The organism is Hungatella sp. SL.1.14, assembly GCF_024460495.1.
Lineage (GTDB): Bacteria > Bacillota > Clostridia > Lachnospirales > Lachnospiraceae > Hungatella > Hungatella hathewayi.
In genome coordinates, this window is record NZ_JANFYJ010000015.1 from 56,277 (window position 1) to 73,929 (window position 17,653).

Sequence of the window (17,653 nt, forward strand, 5' to 3'; positions counted from 1 at the left end):
TATCTTCTGCGATATCTGATCTTTTTTATTTCATAAAACCTATTATTCCTGTGCCTCCACAGCCTTCTCAATATCCATATTTTCCGGCAGAATCAGATTTAAGAGAATTGCAAGCACAAATACGACGGCTACGCAGTTTTCTGCAAATACGTCCTGAATAATGGACGGGAAAATCTGAAAGATTTCAGGGAGCAGGGTAAAGCCGATTCCGACGCTTAAGGAAAGGGAACCGATAATCGTATTTCTCTGGCTGAAACCGGCACGGGCCAGCATCTGCACACCGCTGATGATGATGGAACCGAACATCATGATCGTACAGCCCCCCAGCACCGCATCCGGCAGAGAGGCGAAAAAGGCGCCGATCGGCGGGAAAAGTCCGGAGAGAATCATACAGAAAGCCCCTGTCATAATGGTAAAGCGGTTGACGACCTTCGTCATGGCGATCAGTCCCACGTTCTGGCTGAAGGAAGTAACCGGAAGACATCCGAACAGGGAGGATATGCTGCTGGCAAATCCGTCACAGGCCAGAGAGCCTGAAATCTCTTTCTCCGTGATATCACGATCGAGACCGGATGCCACCATTGCAGTAGTATCTCCGATAGTCTCAGTTGCCGATACGAGAAAGATCACAACCACAGACAGGATTGCGCCCGCATGAAACTCCGGCATAAACGGTAAAATACGGGGAAGTGATAAGATCCCGCCGTCGAGCAGTCCCGACAGATCCACTACGCCCAGGAATATCGAGAGTACATAGCCGACAACCAGTCCAAACAGAACAGACAGCTGCTTCCAGAAGGATTTTGCAAATACGTTAAACAGAATACAGCTCAAAAGCGTTACGGTACCGATCAGAAGATTCGTTGCCGAGCCAAACGAATCGGAATATCCGCCGCCGAACGACCTCGCTCCCACCGTCAGAAGGGAAAAACCGATGGAGGTTACGACGCACGCCGATACGATCGGGGAAATCAGCTTCCTCCAGTACTTTGCGAAGAGGCCCAGAGTTCCTTCCACCAGGCCGCCGATCAGAATTGCACCCAGGATTGCCGGATAGCCGTATTTCGCTCCTACGGAACTTAATATTGTTACGAATGTAAAACTGACCCCCATCACGATTGGAAGCTTTGCACCGATGCGCCAGACCGGATACAACTGAATCAGCGTGGCAACTCCCGCAATGAACATTGCGTTCTGAATCAGAGCCGCCGTCTGGCTCGTCTCTAAGCCAGCCGCCGCAGTCACGATGACTATCGGCGTTAAGTTTGCCACAAACATCGCCAGCACATGCTGTAAGCCGAAGGGAATCGCTTTTCCCAGAGGAACGCGCCCGTCCAGCCTGTAAATGTTGTTAATGCTGATTTCTGCATTGCTTTTCATGATATTCTCCTTTATCATTCTCTTTATTTCAATGTTTTTGCCGTCTTCCGCCAAACTGTCCGCGTTCTGCTCCCTCCCGCAGGTCAGAGAACCCCCGTCTGCAGTTTCCTTCATCTACGGCGCATTTTCAGTCGTCGTTCACCCCCTTATTACCATAAGAATCGGAATCTGCCGTATTGCGTGTCATTCCGGACCGCCAGGCCCGCCTTTTTTGACGGACCGCATCATCGTGCGGCTGATCAAAAAAGACTTCCCGGCTGCCGGAGACAGGCAGCATAAAAGCTGCTCCTGTAGCCCTGACATTTAGGAAGTCGGATAGAAACGTCCAGGCCATTATCCCGGACATATACAAGATGCATACGGTTATTTCTATTCATTTTTCACAAAAACATTGATTTGATAAGATTAATTATAAGCAGTTTTCTTATTAAAGTCAATATATTTTTTAGGTGCTCTTAAATTATTTTAGATATCATGCATAATAAAACAATTTTTTCTTTCCTTCATTTTTTAGAGATTTCATTGTGGATTCTGAGCATTCCCCTGACGATTCTGAATGGTATTCGTTTTTCAGTCCGCATCTCCTGTATATTCCAGGATATCCCCGGGCTGACAGTTCAGTTCTCTGCAAATGGCATCTAACGTCGAGAAACGGATTGCCTTTACCTTCCCCGTTTTTAAATTGGAAAGATTCACGGTGGATATTCCAACCTTTTTAGAAAGATCGTTTAAGGAAATCTTTCTGTCTGCCATAACACGGTCCAATCGCAAAATAATAGCCATCTTCCGCCCTCCTACAGGATCTCATCCATTTCCTTCTGCATGGAAAACCCTTCCATAATGATATTCCCTAAAATAACGAACAGTAATCCGGGAATAAAGATGGCCGCATCAATCAGTACAAAACTCCCCCGAGACAGGAATTCATAACCGGAAGACTGATACCCCTCCAGTCTCGGTATCACGAACGATGCAGTCAGCAGCAGAATGCCAATCATGCGAATGCTCCACGTCAGCGTCCTGGAAAATGGCTGTTCGTCTGCAGCGATCTTAACTAAGGAAACGAAAACCAGAATCATCACGGCGGTCAAAACCATATTCCATACAAAATCGGCCAGGCCCATTTGCAGCCAGATCCTGTTTTTGATTCCCCAGGCGCTCATCATCAGTCCCAGAAGCGACAGAACGCCGGTCAAAAACAAAGCCGCAGTAAACACTATACGAATTTTCTTTAAAAAAACTTTTTTCTCCCGTACGGTGGTATCCAGATTAAAATCGTTCTCTTTCATTTTGTCTCCTCCTCTGTGAGATTGACTGCTTTTTCTTTTACTATACCACCTGTTCTTTTGTTTATCAAGTATTTTTAATGATTATCATTAAATTTTATATGTTTTTCGTTGTGCATTTTAAAAAGCAAGTACTTTCTTCTCTCCCTTTCTCCTCTCATTTCAGGACCATTTCTGTTAATGCCGCCAAAGTTTTTTACGTAAAATCATCAAATTAGGGGCACTCCTTAAAAAAACAGCAATATACTAATTATAAAGTGATAATAAGGAAGTTCTTATGACTCAATTTGAAACGCTCCCACTTTCTGCCGCACAGGCAGACGACGAACCTGTTGATCCGGGATTTTTGGTGCCGGACTACAACACAGTGATTCCTCCGTTCGACGAGGATATAGATCCGGATTTTTCAGTTATGCCTCCCATCTACCCGGACCGCCCCTATCCTCCTGACCGTCCCTTCCCGGACCGCCCCATTTATCCGCCTTTCATTCCGACGCCAATGCCATGCCTGTTCTGTAATAACAATCAATGGGCACGCGGAAGCATCCGGTTTCTGAATGCTGCAACCGGATATAATGCATTCACGATCTACATTGACAACCGGCCGGTTTACTCCAATCTTGAGTTCCCGGAGCTTACCAGATACCAGCAGATCACGCAGGGATATCACAGATTCTCGATCGTTGCCAACGGCTATACTTATCTCCAGAAATCCCTTTACGTCGGAGACGGCATGGCAACCATCGCAATCATCAATTCAGACACCGGTCTGGACCTGACATCCATCGCCGACACTACATGTCCTACGCCCAATGCAAATGCATGCTTCAGAGTATGCAATCTGGCTTATTACAGCGGCCCCGTAAATGCTGTCATTGGCAATGTCTACTTTAACTCCGTTAACTTTAAACAGGCAGCCAGCTTCAGCTCCATGATGAGCGGAACCTATACGGTTAACGTGGCCCGTTCTGCACGGCCGCAGGTGCCTCTCGTCACCACCACAATCACCATGCGGCCCGGAAGGATCTACACGCTCTATGTGTTAAACTGGAATACTTCCCCGGATACCATCCAGACCCTGCTGGTAGAGGACCGGAGATACTGATCCCACAGATCGTCAAAATGCAAAAATCCCCTGTAAACACAATGTTTACAGGGGATTTATTTATCATTAAGCTACTTTGGATTTAGCCAGTTCTGCTAATTTAGCGAAGCCTTCTGCATCATTAACAGCCATGTCAGCCAGGACTTTTCTGTTTAAATCAACACCAGCCAGCTTTAATCCATGCATAAATACGCTGTAGGATAAGCCATTGATTCTTGCTGCCGCATTGATACGTGCAATCCATAACTGTCTGAACTGTCTCTTTCTTTCTTTTCTTCCCGCGTAGGAGCTTGTTAATGCTCTCATTACGGACTGCTTTGCTACTCTATACTGTTTGGAACGAGCGCCTCTGTAGCCTTTAGCCATCTTTAACACTCTGTTATGTCTCTTCTTAGCGTTCATACCGCCTTTAATTCTTGCCATCGGTTTTTCCTCCTTCTTAACTTAAGATCCTATAAATATGGTAAAATCTTCTTCATTACTTTTGCGTTGGTTGCATCTGTAACGATATCTTTTCTAAGATTTCTTTTTCTCTTTGTAGACTTCTTAGTTAAGATGTGAGATTTGTAAGCTTTGTTTCTTACAAGCTTTCCTGTACCGGTCTTTTTGAAACGCTTTGCAGCTGCTCTGCTTGTTTTTAATTTAGGCATTGTATTTTCCTCCTTGATAATGTTCTATTAACGTTTTGGTGTTAAAAACATAACCATGCTTCTTCCTTCCACTTTGGACGGCTTGTCAATCACCGCTATATCGGCTAATTCCTTTGCGAAATCTTCAAGAATATATCTTGACTTTGACATATGCGCCATCTCACGACCTCTGAAACGTAAGGTTACCTTAACTTTATCTCCTTTTTCGAGGAACTTCCTTGCGGCGCCCATCTTTGTGTTTAAGTCATTTGTGTCAATGTTGGGAGATAAACGAACTTCCTTTACTTCGATTACCTTCTGTTTCTTCTTAGCTTCTTTTTCTTTTCTTGCCAGTTCGTATCTGTACTTACCGTAATCGATAATCTTACAAACCGGTGGCTTTGCGGTCGGAGCAATCTTTACAAGGTCCAGCTCTGCTTCTTTCGCCATCTGTAAGGCATCTCTCGCAGGCATAACCCCTAACTGTTCTCCATCTTCACCAATCAACCGAACTTCCTTATCTCTGATTTGTTCGTTAATCATTAAATCGCTAATTGTCGTGCACCTCCTATAGTGTGTTTGGTCGGAATTCACATTACTGCCCGTCAGGGCACAAAAAAAGTAGATAGACAAACGCTACCCACCATCAAAGTCTCTACACAGAATACCTATGTAAATAAGGCTATGAACCAGGGTCACTTACTCGTGCCGTGGTGAGGCGGATACCTACTTTCCTGACTGTTGTTTCCACAACTTGTTATAGTCTACAATAAACGGAGAGAAATGTCAAGGATTTTGCAGATTTATTTTTAATAATTTCAGACTGTTTTCACATCCGTCCTCCGCCATATCCCCTTCTGCCTTTGAATCTTACGGAATTTGCAAGGAATAAGTAAAGAACCAAAAGTAAGATTGTGGTATTGTAAACATATAAAATGATGATACCATAGATGCAGTATAAAAAACAGGAGGAACTCACCTTGAATAAGAAAATAATTCTGTTTTCCGCCCTTCTGCTCACTGCCGCCCTCAGCGCCTGTTCCAGCCGGCAGGCCAGTCCGGTACCGGCTGATGATCCGGCAGCGACCGTGGAAGGCGTGACCGAGGAACCCATGGCAGAGGAACCCATGGCAGCAAGCCAAAATACCGGAACGGAAATCCCTTCCGACGTCTCCGAGTGCACCGGCAGATTTTTAAAATCCACGGGCGGGGACGGCATCCTCGTGATTGACGATTACGGCCCTGTCTGCTTTTCGTACGCTTCCGATGACAGAAGTGTCTTAAATACCCTGGAGGACGGCGATGCCGTATCGATGAAAACAGGGCTGATTATGGAGACATGGCCCGGACAGACCACGGTATATGGGTGCGAACTGCTCAGAAAAGGGAGCCGCGCTTCCATTGATCCCCATACTCTTGCTTCCTTAATGGAGATGGGGCAGATCGAAAAAGCTCCGCTTTCTCCCATGTTTTATGCCAGAGATACCCTGTTTATCAGTACGGACAGAGCCGCACACCCCACCTGCGGAACCGAGGACGGCAGTTTTTCTTCCATCATTGACCCTTTAATCGTCCCCTCGGAGAACGGTCAGGCCAACTTCGGAGGAAAGGGTGACGGATACATCTCTCTCTGGGACGGCGCCATGGCGGTCCGGACCGGGGATTCTTACACCCTGTTTCTGTCAGACGGTACCGTGGAATATGAGGGACATTTTTTTCAGGAATCAGACTTAAGTGAGGATACCCTTGAATGGCTGGAATTCTACAACGGCCTCCCGGAAGAAGATCGGTTGTCTATTTCCTACGTTCCTCATGAGCTTCTGCCCAAAGGCGATCCAGGTACAGCAAAGGAGACGGATTCCCCTGTTTCATGAGGAAACCGTCTCTTTCTTCATTTCTTATACCGGTTTTATACCAGCTCGTTGTATTTCCCGCGTTTCACATAATGGGTATGCAGAAGCTTATGGGCCAGATGACCTCCCGGCTCTCCCAGGAAATCCTCATAAAGCTTCATCAGATCCGGATTCTCGTGAGACTTGCGCAGAGGTTTGTGCTCATCCTCGCTGTAGAGAGCCGCCGCACGCTTCCTGCGGAAATCCTCGTCCTTCGGGCGCGGCTGGCCGCCGCCTGCGATACAGCCTCCCGGGCATCCCATGACTTCAATGAAATGGTACGGCGAAGTACCGTCCGCCACCTCTCTCATCAGCATGGAGGCTCCTTCCAGTCCGCTGGTGACCGCTATCTTCAATTCCACACCCTCCAGATGCTTATACTCCGGAAGCGTATCTTCTATGACGAAGCTCGCAGTCTTAATCTGTTCCAGCCCCACAATTGGCGTCACATGGAGCCCCTCAAAAGGCAGTTCCCTTCCCGTTACCAGCTCGTATACGGTCCGCAGTGCAGCCTCCATAACACCTCCGGTTACGCCGAAGATATCGGCAGCTCCCGTGGAGAGTCCCAGCGGTGCGTCAAAGCTTCCTTCCGGCAGATTTACGAAATCGATTCCTGCCGACTTGATCATCCGCGCCAGCTCCCTGGTGGTAATAACCGCATCCACGTCGCGGTTTCCGTCTACCTCCATCTCCTCCCGCTGGATTTCATACTTTTTCGCCGTACACGGCATTACAGAGACAACGTATAAATCCTTCGGATCCATGGAAAGGCGGTCCGCATAGAACGATTTTACCACCGCTCCCATCATGGTATGCGGACTCTTACAGGTGGATAAGTGGTTAAGCTCCTCCGGGAACTGATGCTCAATATGCTTGATCCAGCCCGGGGAACAGCTGGTGATCATCGGGAGAACCGCATCTCCTCCTGTGAGCACGGCCTGAAGCCGCTGAAGAAGCTCTGTTCCTTCCTCAATGATGGTTAAATCCGCTGAGAACAGAGTGTCAAACACATCGTCAAAGCCCAGTTCATGGAGAGCGGAAGCCATTTTCCCGGTTACGGGTGTTCCGCAGGGAAGTCCGAATTCTTCGCCAAGAGCCGCCCGGACAGCGGGTGCCACTGAGACAGCCACGCGTTTGCCCGGATCAGCCAGAGCCTTCCACACCCGGCTCAGTCCATCGGTCTCCTGCAGCGCTCCGGTGGGACAGACTACCGTACACTGGCCGCACATCGCACAGGCCGTGGAATTAAGCGGAAGCCCCATGGCCGGACTGATCACCGTATCAAAGCCGCGGTTCTGCGCCTGTATGGCTCCCACATGCTGAATCTCGTTGCACACGGTCACACAGCGGCGGCAGAGTATGCATTTGCTGGTATCCCTGGTGATGGAAGGGGAAATATCCACGCTACACTGCGAACGTTCTCCCTCCAGCCTGCTCTCCGTGACCCCCAGTTCATAACCCAGCTCCTGAAGTTCGCAGTTCTGGTTTCTGCCGCAGCTTAAGCAGTCCTTCGGATGGTCGGAAAGCAGCAGTTCGTACAGGACCTTCCTGGCCGCGCGCACCTTTGGAGAGTTCGTATGCACCACCATGCCTTCGCGCGCCTTAACGATACAGGAAGCCTGGAGATTTTTCATTCCCTCTACCTCCACAACGCAGATCCGGCAGGAACCGTAGGTATGAACGCCTTTTAAGTGACAGAGGCTCGGGATTTTGATGCCGGCTCCGGCGGCTGCCTCCATGATCGTCGCTCCCTCTTCTATTTCTATTGCTTTTCCGTTGATTGTCAGCTTTATCATCTCTCTTACCTCCTGTCACAGTGCAGGCACCGGAAGGCCTCACCGATTGCGTCTAATTTGTGGAAGCCGCACGCCACTTCCTTAAAGTTGTCGATCCTCTCATCTACAGGAAGCGTTCTGACCGGGAATCTCATATGCGGCTCGGTCACCTCCATATCCGGAATCACCGGAATCTCCATCCACTCACCCATATTCAGTTCTCCGCTGCCGCCTAAGTACTTGTCGATATTGACGGCTGCCTTCTTTCCGTCGGCGATGGCATTGACGGCTACGTTGGCTCCCCACGGGCTCGTATCGCCGCCTGCAAACACGCCTTCCTCCGAAGTACGGCTGGTAAACTGATGAACGTCGATCCTGCCCTTTCCGTCGAAATCAAGCTGGGTTGTCTGATGGAATTTGTGATCTACATCCTGGTTGATCGCCGTTATGATGCCGTCACACTCCAGTACAAACTCAGAGCCCTCGATATGCGCACTTCTGCGCCGTCCATCTGAGCCGTAGTCCGTAAGCTGCCGTTTTACCAGTTCGATGCCGCAGACTGCGCCGCCTCGTTCCATAATTCTCACCGGAGAAGCCAGGGTGATGATACGGATTCCCTCTTCTCTCGCTTCCTGAATCTCCTCGGCTCCCGCCGGCATCTCCCTCTCTGTTCTGCGGTAAACCACCGTCACTTCCTTCGAGCCAAGACGAACCGCCGTGCGCGCCACGTCCATGGCCGTGCTTCCGCCGCCTATGACGACAAGGCGTTCCGGAACCGTGAAATTCTGCTTTAAACCGATCCGTTTTAAGAAAATCAGGCCGTTTTCCACTCCCGGTAAATCCTCTCCCGGTATGCCCAGTGTTCTCGACTGCTGTGTCCCGATCGCCACATAGACGGCGTCGCTCTGGCTTTTCAGCGCTTCGAAGGAAATCGTCTCTCCCACTCTCACATTGCAGTGGATGCTGACGCCGCTCTGTTCGATGGCCTTCACCTCTTTTGCCAGCACATCCTTGGGAAGGCGGTACTCCGGAATTCCCCAGTAGAGGACTCCGCCGGCGACATTTTCCGCCTCATAGACATGAACCTCATGACCTAAATTAGCCAGATAGTAAGCGCAGGTTAAACCGGAGGGGCCGCCGCCTACGACAGAAATCCGCTTTCCTGTGGACGGCTTTGCCTCCACCTTCGGAATCTCATACCCATCCTGAAGCACGTAGTCCCCGATGAAACGCTTGAGCGAGCAGATGGAAACGGCTTCATCTACCTGAGCCCGGCGGCAGCGGTCCTCGCACGGATGCGTACAGATACGGCCGCAGACAGACGGGAACGGGTTATCCTGACGGATCAGCCTGTACGCGTCCTCAAACCGTCCGGCGGAGAGAAGGCTGATATAGCCCGGTACAAATACATTGGCCGGACAGGCGTTGCGGCACGGCGAAGTCTGCAGTTCGGAGCAGACTCCTGCACGGCAGTGTTTCTCATAAATATGTTCTTCGTACTCATTTCTAAAATACCGGAGTGTGGAAAGCACCGGATTGGGAGCTGTCTGGCCCAGGCCGCACATGGCTGTCTGCCTGATCGTCTCAGCCAGCTCCTCCAAAAGCTCTAAGTCACCTTCTTCTCCCCTGCCCTCCGTAATCCGTTCCAGAATCTCCAGCATGCGCTTCGTACCGTTCCTGCAGGGCAGGCACTTGCCGCAGGACTCATCGCGGATAAAGTCCATAAAATATCTGGCGGTATCGACCATACATGTGTTTTCACTCATGACCACCAGACCGCCGGATCCCATGATGGCCCCCAGCTTTGCCAGGGATTCATAATCCACCGCCGTGTTTAAGTGTTCCCCGGTGAGACAGCCGCCGGAAGGACCGCCGGACTGGATCGCCTTAAACTTCCGGCCTCCGGTGATGCCTCCGCCGATTTTATAGATAATGTCTCCCAGACGTATTCCCATAGGAACCTCAATGATTCCCGCGTTGATAATGTCCCCTGCAAGGGCAAACACCTTGGTGCCCGCACTTTTTTCCGTGCCGAACTGACGGTACCACGCGGCTCCGTTCAGGATAATCGGCGCTGCGTTTGCCAGAGTCTCCACGTTGTTGATAATGGTCGGCTTATCGAATAAGCCCCGTTCAAACGGAAACGGCGGCTTCTGTCTCGGCTCCCCGCGTTTTCCCTCGATGGAGGCCAGAAGAGAAGTCTCCTCACCACAGACAAACGCGCCCGCGCCAATCCGAATCTCCAGATCGAACTGAAATCCGCTTCCCAGAATATCGGTTCCCAGCAGTCCTCTCTCTCGCGCCTGCCCGATCGCGTCGGAAAGGCGTTCAACCGCGATGGGATATTCCGCCCTGACGTAGACATATCCTTTGTCCGCACCGATGGCGTAGGCGCCCAGCATCATGCCCTCGATGATGCTGTGGGGATCGCCCTCCAGAATACTGCGGTCCATGAACGCGCCGGGATCCCCCTCATCGGCGTTGCAGACCATGTATTTCTGTCCGTCCTCCGACACGGCTTTCATGCCTGATTCCCATTTGATTCCCGTGGGGAATCCTGCGCCGCCCCGGCCGCGAAGTCCGGAGGCTTTCACGATCTCAACCACCTCTTCCCTGCTTAAGTGATCCAGTGCCTTTGCGGCGGCTGCGTAACCGTCTCTCGCTATATAAGCTTCTATAGAGGCAAATTCCATGCGTCCGCAGTTGCGCAGTGCGATGCGGACCTGCTCCTTGAAGAAAGGAATGTCGTCCAGCTTCGGAATGTAACGCTCCTCCTCGGTGTCGTAGAACGTATATTCTTCACAGACTTCCCCGTGTACCAGATGGCGTTCCACGAGATCCGCTACCTTCTGCGGATTCATGGCCGTGTAGAAAATCCCATCCGGTTCCACCAGAAGAACGGGCCCCGCGGCACAGGTTCCCATACAGCCGGTCACCAGAATCTCTACCTCCGACTCCAGCTGATGGTCTGCGAGAGACTTCTTAAGCGCCTCCTGAACCTCTCCGCAGTGAGAGGAGATGCAGCCCGCTCCGCCGCAGACCAGAACCTGACGTTTGAAGGATTTTCTTTTTTCTATGTAATCCTGTTTTATTTCTGCAAGCATGGCAGAATTTTTGATTTTTCTTTCCATCCCATTATTCCTCCCCATTATGAGCACTCAGCATTCTCATCATAATATCTCGCAAGAATCTGCTCCAGTTTATCCGGATTCACCTGTTTATAAACCTGGCCGTCAATAGACATCGCCGGCGCCAGACCGCAGGCCCCGATACACCGCGCCACTTCCAGTGTGAACTTCCGATCCTCTGTCGTATCGCCGATCTTCACGTTTAAAAGTTCCTGAAGCCGCTCCGATATCTTCTTTCCTCCCCGCACGTAGCATGCCGTTCCGAGACAGACACGGATGGTGTGTTCTCCTCTCGGCTGAGTGGAGAAGAAGGAATAAAAGGTCACCACCCCCGATACCTCGGACAGCGGAAGATCCAGCGCATCCGCAACCGTTTTTTGTACCTCCAGCGGCAGATATCCATAGATTCCCTGTGCCATATGAAGCACCGATATCAGCGATCCTTCCTTTCCCCTGTACTCCGAAGCCAGTTCCCCAATCCGTCCAAGCAGAGTTTCAGGACTGCTGTCACACCCTTCGCAGCAGCAATGTTCCGTGTTTTCTTTCATCATGATTCCTACCTCCTCATTATATTGTGAAAAATTATACAAAGTTAAAAAGAGAGCAGCCTGATCAGCTGCTCTCTCTCTTACACCCTGTATAATTGAAACACCAAAATCTCTTACGCTCAAAACAGTATCCCGGCATTGTCATTCCTCACTATTCCAAATTCTAAAAAAATTTTAGGTAATCTAACTTTTTTATAGTTTCATACTACCATGTGGTGACAACTCCTGTCAAGCCATTGTTTTTTTTCTAACACAATCCGCGGAGTTACAGTTACTGCTCCGAACTTTTACAGGCTGATTTAATTGAATTTCATCGAAAAATATATTACAATCATTTTATCCGTCCCAGCGCTTACGGCAGGCAGAAAAATAGCCGGAGGCGCACGGAACTATATGAAAGGTGGAATCTCAGCCATGTGGTTTCTATTCGCTCTCCTCTCATCGGTTTTCGCCGCCCTGACGTCCATACTCGCCAAAGTAGGGATTGAAGGCGTCAACTCCAACCTGGCTACCGCGGTCAGAACCGTCGTGGTAGTGATTATGGCCTGGGCCGTCGTGTTCATAACCAACACGCAGAGCGGTCTCCCTGATATCGGCAGGAAAAGCTGGATTTTCCTGATCCTTTCCGGTCTTGCCACCGGCGCCTCCTGGATCTGCTACTACAAGGCGCTCCAGATGGGAGAGGCTTCCAGGGTGGTACCGGTAGACAAGTTCAGTATCGTGCTCACCGTCATTCTGGCCTTTCTCTTCCTGCATGAGCAGATCACCATCAAAAAACTGGTGGGAATCCTGCTCATTACGGCCGGAACCTTTTTTATGATTCTGTAGCAGGCACGAAAGGGTGCCGCAAAATCATCAAAACAGATGATTGGGCGGCACCCTCTTTTCTGTTTTTTTGACGCAGAAAAGGAGCTGCTGCTCCAGCAGATTATTTATCTGCTTTTGCAACAGCCCCATCGTTCTATTGCGCTTCTTCTATCTTTCCCTGAAGGATGCGCATTCTGTATGACTGGCCTCTCTCGCACCGTCTCCTGCGATTCCGATATGATCCGCCGAACAGTGGCGGCCTTCGTTGTACACACAGTTCACTGCTTCACAGTCTACCTCCAGCCTGTTTTCCGGTGTTTTGAACAGGTTATGGTAAGCGCCGTCCTTATTCTCGTCAAAGCTGCCGCAGCACGTATCACACGTATCTTTTGCCTGCTCGCCTTCTACGATAATTGCAGCCTTACAGCAGCAGTTTTCCGCATTGTGAAGGCAGTTTGTCACGTTACAGTCTAATCTCGTCATGGAATATCCCTCCTTGAGAATTCTAAAATTCTATCGCTTCTGCAGGAGTTATTATGCACAGACGGGACAGGAACTATTCGACATTAATTGTCTTAATTTCCTTTGTACGGATTTCGCGGCTGATGGCGTCGATGAAATCGGAAAGGGACTTCTGTCCTTCGTCTCCGTTAAAACGGCTGCGGACAGACACAAGGCCGTCCTCCTCTTCCTTCTGTCCGACTACCAGCATGTACGGAAGCTTCGCCAGACGCGCCTCCCTGATCTTGTATCCAATCTTCTCCGCGCGCTCATCCACAGTTGCCAGAATGCCGTTTGACTTAAGCTCGCTCTCCACCTTTTCCGCATAATCATGATACTTTTCGGAAATCGGAAGCACTCTCACCTGTTCCGGGCACAGCCATGTCGGGAACGCGCCCTCATACTTCTCAATCAGCCATGCCAGGGTTCTCTCATAGCACCCCATAGAGGTACGATGGATAATATACGGACGTTTCTTTGTGCCATCCTTATCCACGAAGCTCATGTCGAACCGCTCAGCCAGGAACATATCCAGCTGAATGGTGATCATGGTGTCTTCCTTGCCGTAGACATTTTTCGCCTGAATATCCAGCTTCGGACCATAGAAAGCAGCTTCGCCCACTTCTTCCGTATATTCGATTCCGATATCGTCGAGGATCTTTCTCATGGCAGCCTCAACCTCATCCCACATCTCGGCATTTCCCAGATAATGGTCGGCTTTCTCCGGATCCCATTTGGACATGCGGTAGGTCACGTCTTCTTCCAGTCCCAGCGTCGTCAGGCAGTATTTCGCCAGATCCACACAGCCCTTGAACTCCTCCTCCAGCTGATCCGGTCTCACCACAAGATGGCCCTCTGAAATGGTAAACTGGCGCACACGGGTCAGGCCGTGCATCTCGCCTGAATCCTCGTTGCGGAAAAGAGTGGAGGTCTCGCCGTATCTGCACGGCAGATCACGGTAAGACTTGGGGCTCTGTTTGTATACATAATACTGGAATGGACAGGTCATGGGACGCAGTGCGAACACCTCATCGTCCTTCTCCTCGTCGCCCAGCACAAACATTCCTTCTTTGTAGTGATCCCAGTGATCGGAAATCACATATAAATCCTTTTTCGCCATCAGAGGAGTCTTTGTCCTCATATAGCCGCGTTTCTCCTCCTCATCCTCGATCCATCTCTGAAGCGTCTGGATGATCTTTGCCCCCTTCGGCATCAGTAACGGAAGTCCCTGGCCGATAACATCCACGGTAGCGAACAGCTCCAGTTCACGTCCCAGTTTATTATGGTCGCGGTTCTTGATATTGGCTAAATACTCCAGGTACTCGTTCAGTTCTTCCTTCTTTGCAAATGAGGTTCCATAGACACGGGTCAGCATGGCGTTCTTCTCACTGCCCCTCCAGTATGCTCCTGACGAAGAGGTCAGCTTAAAGGCCTTGATCGGCTTCGTACTCATTAAATGAGGTCCGGCACACAAATCCGTAAAGTCGCCCTGGCGGTAGAAGGAAATCTCCGCATCTTCCGGTAAGTCCCGGATCAGCTCCACTTTATACGGTTCTCCCTTTTCCTCCATAAATTTGACGGCTTCCGCGCGGGGAAGCGTAAAACGTTCCAGCTTCTCACCCGCTTTGATGATCTTTTTCATCTCAGCCTCAATCTTGTCTAAATCCTCCCTCGAAAAGGACGGTGTCTCAAAATCATAGTAAAAACCGTTCTCGATGGACGGCCCAATAGCCAGCTTAGCCTCCGGATAGAGATGCTTCACCGCCTGTGCCAGCACATGGCTTGTCGTATGACGGTAAGCCGCCAGACCGGCCGGATCATGAACTGTCAGAATATTCAGACAGCAGTCACGATCCACCATGGTTCTCAAATCCACAACCCTGCCGTCTACTTCACCTGCACAGGCATTTCTCGCAAGGCCTTCGCTGATATCCGCCGCAATATCATATACGGACACCGCCTGATCATATTCTTTTACTGAACCGTCTTTTAATGTTATTTTCATCTCACGTTCTCCTTTTCTATCAGTTTCCCCATTCTCAGAGGCAACATACTTTTCAGTCTCCCAAATACTTATTCTGCTTTCCTTTGATTCAGAATCCTTTGACACTGCAAAAATACCATCTTTCATCTTAAACCGACTTACGCTGTTTGTAAAGGAATTTTAACCATTTTTTGCCGTTTTCGGCAGCAGTTCAGCCCTTGCTTCCGGCAGCCGCGTCCGTTTTTCATTCAGGAAAGCCCTTCACCGCGTCCCAGCGTAAAGTACAGGATCACCGCAATGACCAGAGGGGCGAGAAATCTAATGATAAAGCTCCAGCTTCTCCTCATCACCATCGGATATCTTCCCTCCGATTCGATTTCCTCCACCGCATGCTTCGTTCCCCATACCCAGCCAACAAACAGACAGAAAGCAAGCGCGCCCAGAGGAATCATCAGGTTATCCGTAAATTTTTCCATCACTGCATTCATCGGCAGCATGGTAAGCCCCTGCGAGAAGTCGAACCAGGGAAGCCTGATGCCTCTCGCATCAGACTGCGACAGAGAGTATCCGGCGCTCAAAACCGTCATCGGAACCGACAAGACTATGGTAGACTTCAGACGGCTGAAATGAAACTCTTCGCTGATAAACGCCACACAGCTCTCCAGAATACTGATGGCACTGGTCAGGGCCGCAAAGAACAGGAGGATGAAGAATACCAGTCCGAACAGCCTGCCGCCCGGAAAACCGGCGAATACTTCCGGCAGCGCCATAAAGGCAAATCCGCCTCCCATGCCCAGGCCTTCCGCTCCCAGCGTGGCAAACACGACCGGGATAATCGCAAAGGCCGCCAGGATGGCCACCATGGTATCCAGCGCGCAGATGCTGACCGCACTCTTCACCAGATGGTCGTCCTTCGGAACGTAGGAACCGTACGTCACCATAATCCCCATGCCCACAGAAAGGGAAAAGAATGCCTGTCCCAATGCTCCCACCAGTGTATTGCCGTTCAATGTTTCCGGCCGGATCGTCAGCATAAATGAGAGCCCTTCTTTTGCGCCAGGAAGAGTGACCGACCGGATTACGCAGGCCAGAAGGAGCAGAAACAGCGCAGGCATCAGAACCTTGCTGACCCGCTCAATTCCGGATGATACCCCTTTAACCACCACATAGATACACAGGAGAAGAAAGGCGGCTCCCCAGAGCAGCGGTTCCGCCGGCTTCGCTATAAATTCCGTAAAATACGTCTGATACGGATTCAGCCCGGTCCCAAAATGCGCACCGCTCACATAGACCCAGATATACTTCAACACCCAGCCGCCCACAATGCTGTAGTAAGACATAATTACAAAGAGCGTCAGAACGCCGATTCCCCCCACAAACGAAAACCGCTTATCCAACTGCCGGAACGCTCCGATCACATTTTTCTGCGTCTTCCTTCCAATTGATAATTCGGCCAGCATTACCGGAAACCCAATCAGAGCGACGATAATCATGTAGCAGAGAATAAACGCGCCTCCGCCGTAAGCCCCCACCTTTCCCGGAAACTTCCATATATTACCCAGGCCGACGGCAGAGCCTGCCGCCGCCAGTATGAATCCCACATTGCTTGCCCACTGGCTTCTTTTCTGATGCATTATTTTCTGTACTCCTCTTATTTCTTAGTTTTAACTTTTAAAGCAAAAGAATCAGTGCCGCCGTAATCGCAGCAATACTAATGATGATGGATAGGGAATTAACCGCGCTCGCCATCTCGACATCTCCATTTAAAGCCCCTGTAAATGCCGGAGCGATGGAAGCCACCGGTCCCAGGGACACAATTGCCAGAGTCTGGCGCACTTCCAGTCCGAAGGGTGCAAGGAAGTAAAAGCCCACAGCCATCAGTACCGCGATACCGTAACGCATCACAAGAATCTGTACGATCTGTGCGATTTTCTCCCGGTCCATGTGGACTTCGAATCCGATTCCGAGCATCAGAAGCGCCAGAAATGCATTGGCGCCGCCTGCTGTATCCGCAAAGCTGATCATTACCGCCGGAAGCTGCAGTTTTAATATGCTGAGAATTGTCATGACGATATATGCGTCAAATGGAATCGATGAAAAAAGCTTCTTCGTCATTCCTGAGAAAGACGGCTTTTCATCCTCTCCCACCACCATTCCCGCCAGCGTAAACGTCATCCCCGTACACATGATGGAGTTTCCCGCATCAAACAGACTGGTGGCAGCAAATCCCACGGGACTTAAAAAGCTCTGTACAAACGGCATGGTGAAGTTGCCGATATTGTAGCCCGACATATTGAGCATGGCAAAGGCCCGCGTCTCCTTCGACTTTCTTATGTTAATTCCATATCCGGCAGCGATCGTCACAAAATTACAGAGAAGCCCGATTACACACATGGCAAGCAGTGAATAATCCATGGTTATCTTGCTGAAATTCGATACAATAGCCGCAGGCAGTGTTATTTTAATCACGATATTGGAAATCAGGTAAAAATCCTTTGCATGAAAAAATCCAACCCGCTTCAAAATATAGCCCATGGCAATGATCGCAACAAACGCAAATGCTTTTGTCAGTACTGCTGTCATATCCCGTCCCCTCCCGGCCATTTCCCCGGCCGTCT

Annotated in this window: 16 protein-coding genes and 1 riboswitch; of the genes, 3 read left to right on the forward strand and 13 right to left on the reverse strand. The window is 50.1% G+C overall.

The features are described from left to right. Positions 1 to 42: 42 nt before the first annotated feature. The 3 genes from NE473_RS16650 to NE473_RS16660 form a co-directional block, all read right to left on the reverse strand. Complete coding sequence (locus tag NE473_RS16650; protein WP_022031448.1) at positions 43 to 1,380, reverse strand: uracil-xanthine permease family protein; 1,338 nt, start codon at positions 1,378 to 1,380, stop codon at positions 43 to 45. Between the two features lie 271 nt (positions 1,381 to 1,651). Beyond that, a riboswitch (purine riboswitch) is annotated at positions 1,652 to 1,752 on the reverse strand. A gap of 198 nt (positions 1,753 to 1,950) precedes the next feature. Beyond that, positions 1,951 to 2,163 carry a helix-turn-helix domain-containing protein gene (locus NE473_RS16655; RefSeq protein ID WP_006776839.1) on the reverse strand — a complete coding sequence of 71 codons (213 nt, stop codon included), beginning with the start codon at positions 2,161 to 2,163 and terminating at the stop codon, positions 1,951 to 1,953. 11 nt (positions 2,164 to 2,174) lie between these two features. Then, complete coding sequence (locus tag NE473_RS16660; RefSeq protein ID WP_055651091.1) at positions 2,175 to 2,669, reverse strand: hypothetical protein; 495 nt, start codon at positions 2,667 to 2,669, stop codon at positions 2,175 to 2,177. Between the two features lie 274 nt (positions 2,670 to 2,943). On the opposite strand from NE473_RS16660, the gene NE473_RS16665 reads away from it, so the two are divergent. Further along, the gene (locus NE473_RS16665; protein ID WP_006776836.1) at positions 2,944 to 3,771 is read left to right on the forward strand and encodes a DUF4397 domain-containing protein; all 828 of its coding nucleotides are present in this window, start codon (positions 2,944 to 2,946) and stop codon (positions 3,769 to 3,771) included. 66 nt (positions 3,772 to 3,837) lie between these two features. On the opposite strand, the gene rplT is transcribed toward NE473_RS16665, so the two are convergent. From rplT to infC, 3 genes are read right to left on the reverse strand one after another with little or no spacing between them, the layout of a single operon-like run. Continuing rightward, positions 3,838 to 4,194, reverse strand: coding sequence for a 50S ribosomal protein L20 (gene rplT / locus NE473_RS16670; RefSeq protein WP_022031446.1), 357 nt, complete (start codon positions 4,192 to 4,194; stop codon positions 3,838 to 3,840). Between the two features lie 29 nt (positions 4,195 to 4,223). Further along, entirely contained in the window at positions 4,224 to 4,421 is a 198-nt protein-coding gene (gene rpmI, locus NE473_RS16675) for a 50S ribosomal protein L35 (RefSeq protein WP_002603682.1), read from the reverse strand. 27 nt (positions 4,422 to 4,448) lie between these two features. Then, positions 4,449 to 4,943, reverse strand: coding sequence for a translation initiation factor IF-3 (gene infC / locus NE473_RS16680; RefSeq protein WP_006776835.1), 495 nt, complete (start codon positions 4,941 to 4,943; stop codon positions 4,449 to 4,451). 437 nt (positions 4,944 to 5,380) lie between these two features. Between infC and NE473_RS16685 the strand changes: the two genes are divergently transcribed. Further along, the gene (locus NE473_RS16685; RefSeq protein WP_055651092.1) at positions 5,381 to 6,274 is read left to right on the forward strand and encodes a hypothetical protein; all 894 of its coding nucleotides are present in this window, start codon (positions 5,381 to 5,383) and stop codon (positions 6,272 to 6,274) included. Positions 6,275 to 6,309: 35 nt separating this feature from the next. Here NE473_RS16685 and NE473_RS16690 read toward each other — a convergent pair whose 3' ends face one another. The 3 genes from NE473_RS16690 to NE473_RS16700 are packed head-to-tail and all read right to left on the reverse strand — an operon-like array spanning position 6,310 to position 11,743. Further along, entirely contained in the window at positions 6,310 to 8,088 is a 1,779-nt protein-coding gene (locus tag NE473_RS16690; protein WP_055651093.1) for an NADH-dependent [FeFe] hydrogenase, group A6, read from the reverse strand. A gap of 5 nt (positions 8,089 to 8,093) precedes the next feature. Next, on the reverse strand, positions 8,094 to 11,171 hold the full coding sequence (nuoF, locus tag NE473_RS16695; RefSeq protein WP_432762482.1) for an NADH-quinone oxidoreductase subunit NuoF: 3,078 nt from the start codon (positions 11,169 to 11,171) through the stop codon (positions 8,094 to 8,096). A gap of 44 nt (positions 11,172 to 11,215) precedes the next feature. Next, entirely contained in the window at positions 11,216 to 11,743 is a 528-nt protein-coding gene (locus tag NE473_RS16700) for an NADH-quinone oxidoreductase subunit NuoE family protein (protein WP_055651146.1), read from the reverse strand. 414 nt (positions 11,744 to 12,157) lie between these two features. On the opposite strand from NE473_RS16700, the gene NE473_RS16705 reads away from it, so the two are divergent. Then, on the forward strand, positions 12,158 to 12,571 hold the full coding sequence (locus tag NE473_RS16705) for an EamA family transporter (RefSeq protein ID WP_055651147.1): 414 nt from the start codon (positions 12,158 to 12,160) through the stop codon (positions 12,569 to 12,571). Positions 12,572 to 12,718: 147 nt separating this feature from the next. On the opposite strand, the gene NE473_RS16710 is transcribed toward NE473_RS16705, so the two are convergent. The 4 genes from NE473_RS16710 to NE473_RS16725 form a co-directional block, all read right to left on the reverse strand. Further along, complete coding sequence (locus tag NE473_RS16710) at positions 12,719 to 13,033, reverse strand: DUF1540 domain-containing protein (protein ID WP_006774784.1); 315 nt, start codon at positions 13,031 to 13,033, stop codon at positions 12,719 to 12,721. Positions 13,034 to 13,106: 73 nt separating this feature from the next. After that, positions 13,107 to 15,056, reverse strand: coding sequence for a threonine--tRNA ligase (thrS, locus tag NE473_RS16715; RefSeq protein ID WP_039892072.1), 1,950 nt, complete (start codon positions 15,054 to 15,056; stop codon positions 13,107 to 13,109). Positions 15,057 to 15,283: 227 nt separating this feature from the next. Then, complete coding sequence (locus tag NE473_RS16720) at positions 15,284 to 16,669, reverse strand: sodium-dependent transporter (RefSeq protein WP_022031438.1); 1,386 nt, start codon at positions 16,667 to 16,669, stop codon at positions 15,284 to 15,286. A gap of 37 nt (positions 16,670 to 16,706) precedes the next feature. Beyond that, positions 16,707 to 17,618: an AEC family transporter gene (locus NE473_RS16725; RefSeq protein ID WP_022031437.1), complete on the reverse strand. Its 912-nt coding sequence runs from the start codon at positions 17,616 to 17,618 to the stop codon at positions 16,707 to 16,709. Positions 17,619 to 17,653: the final 35 nt, after the last annotated feature.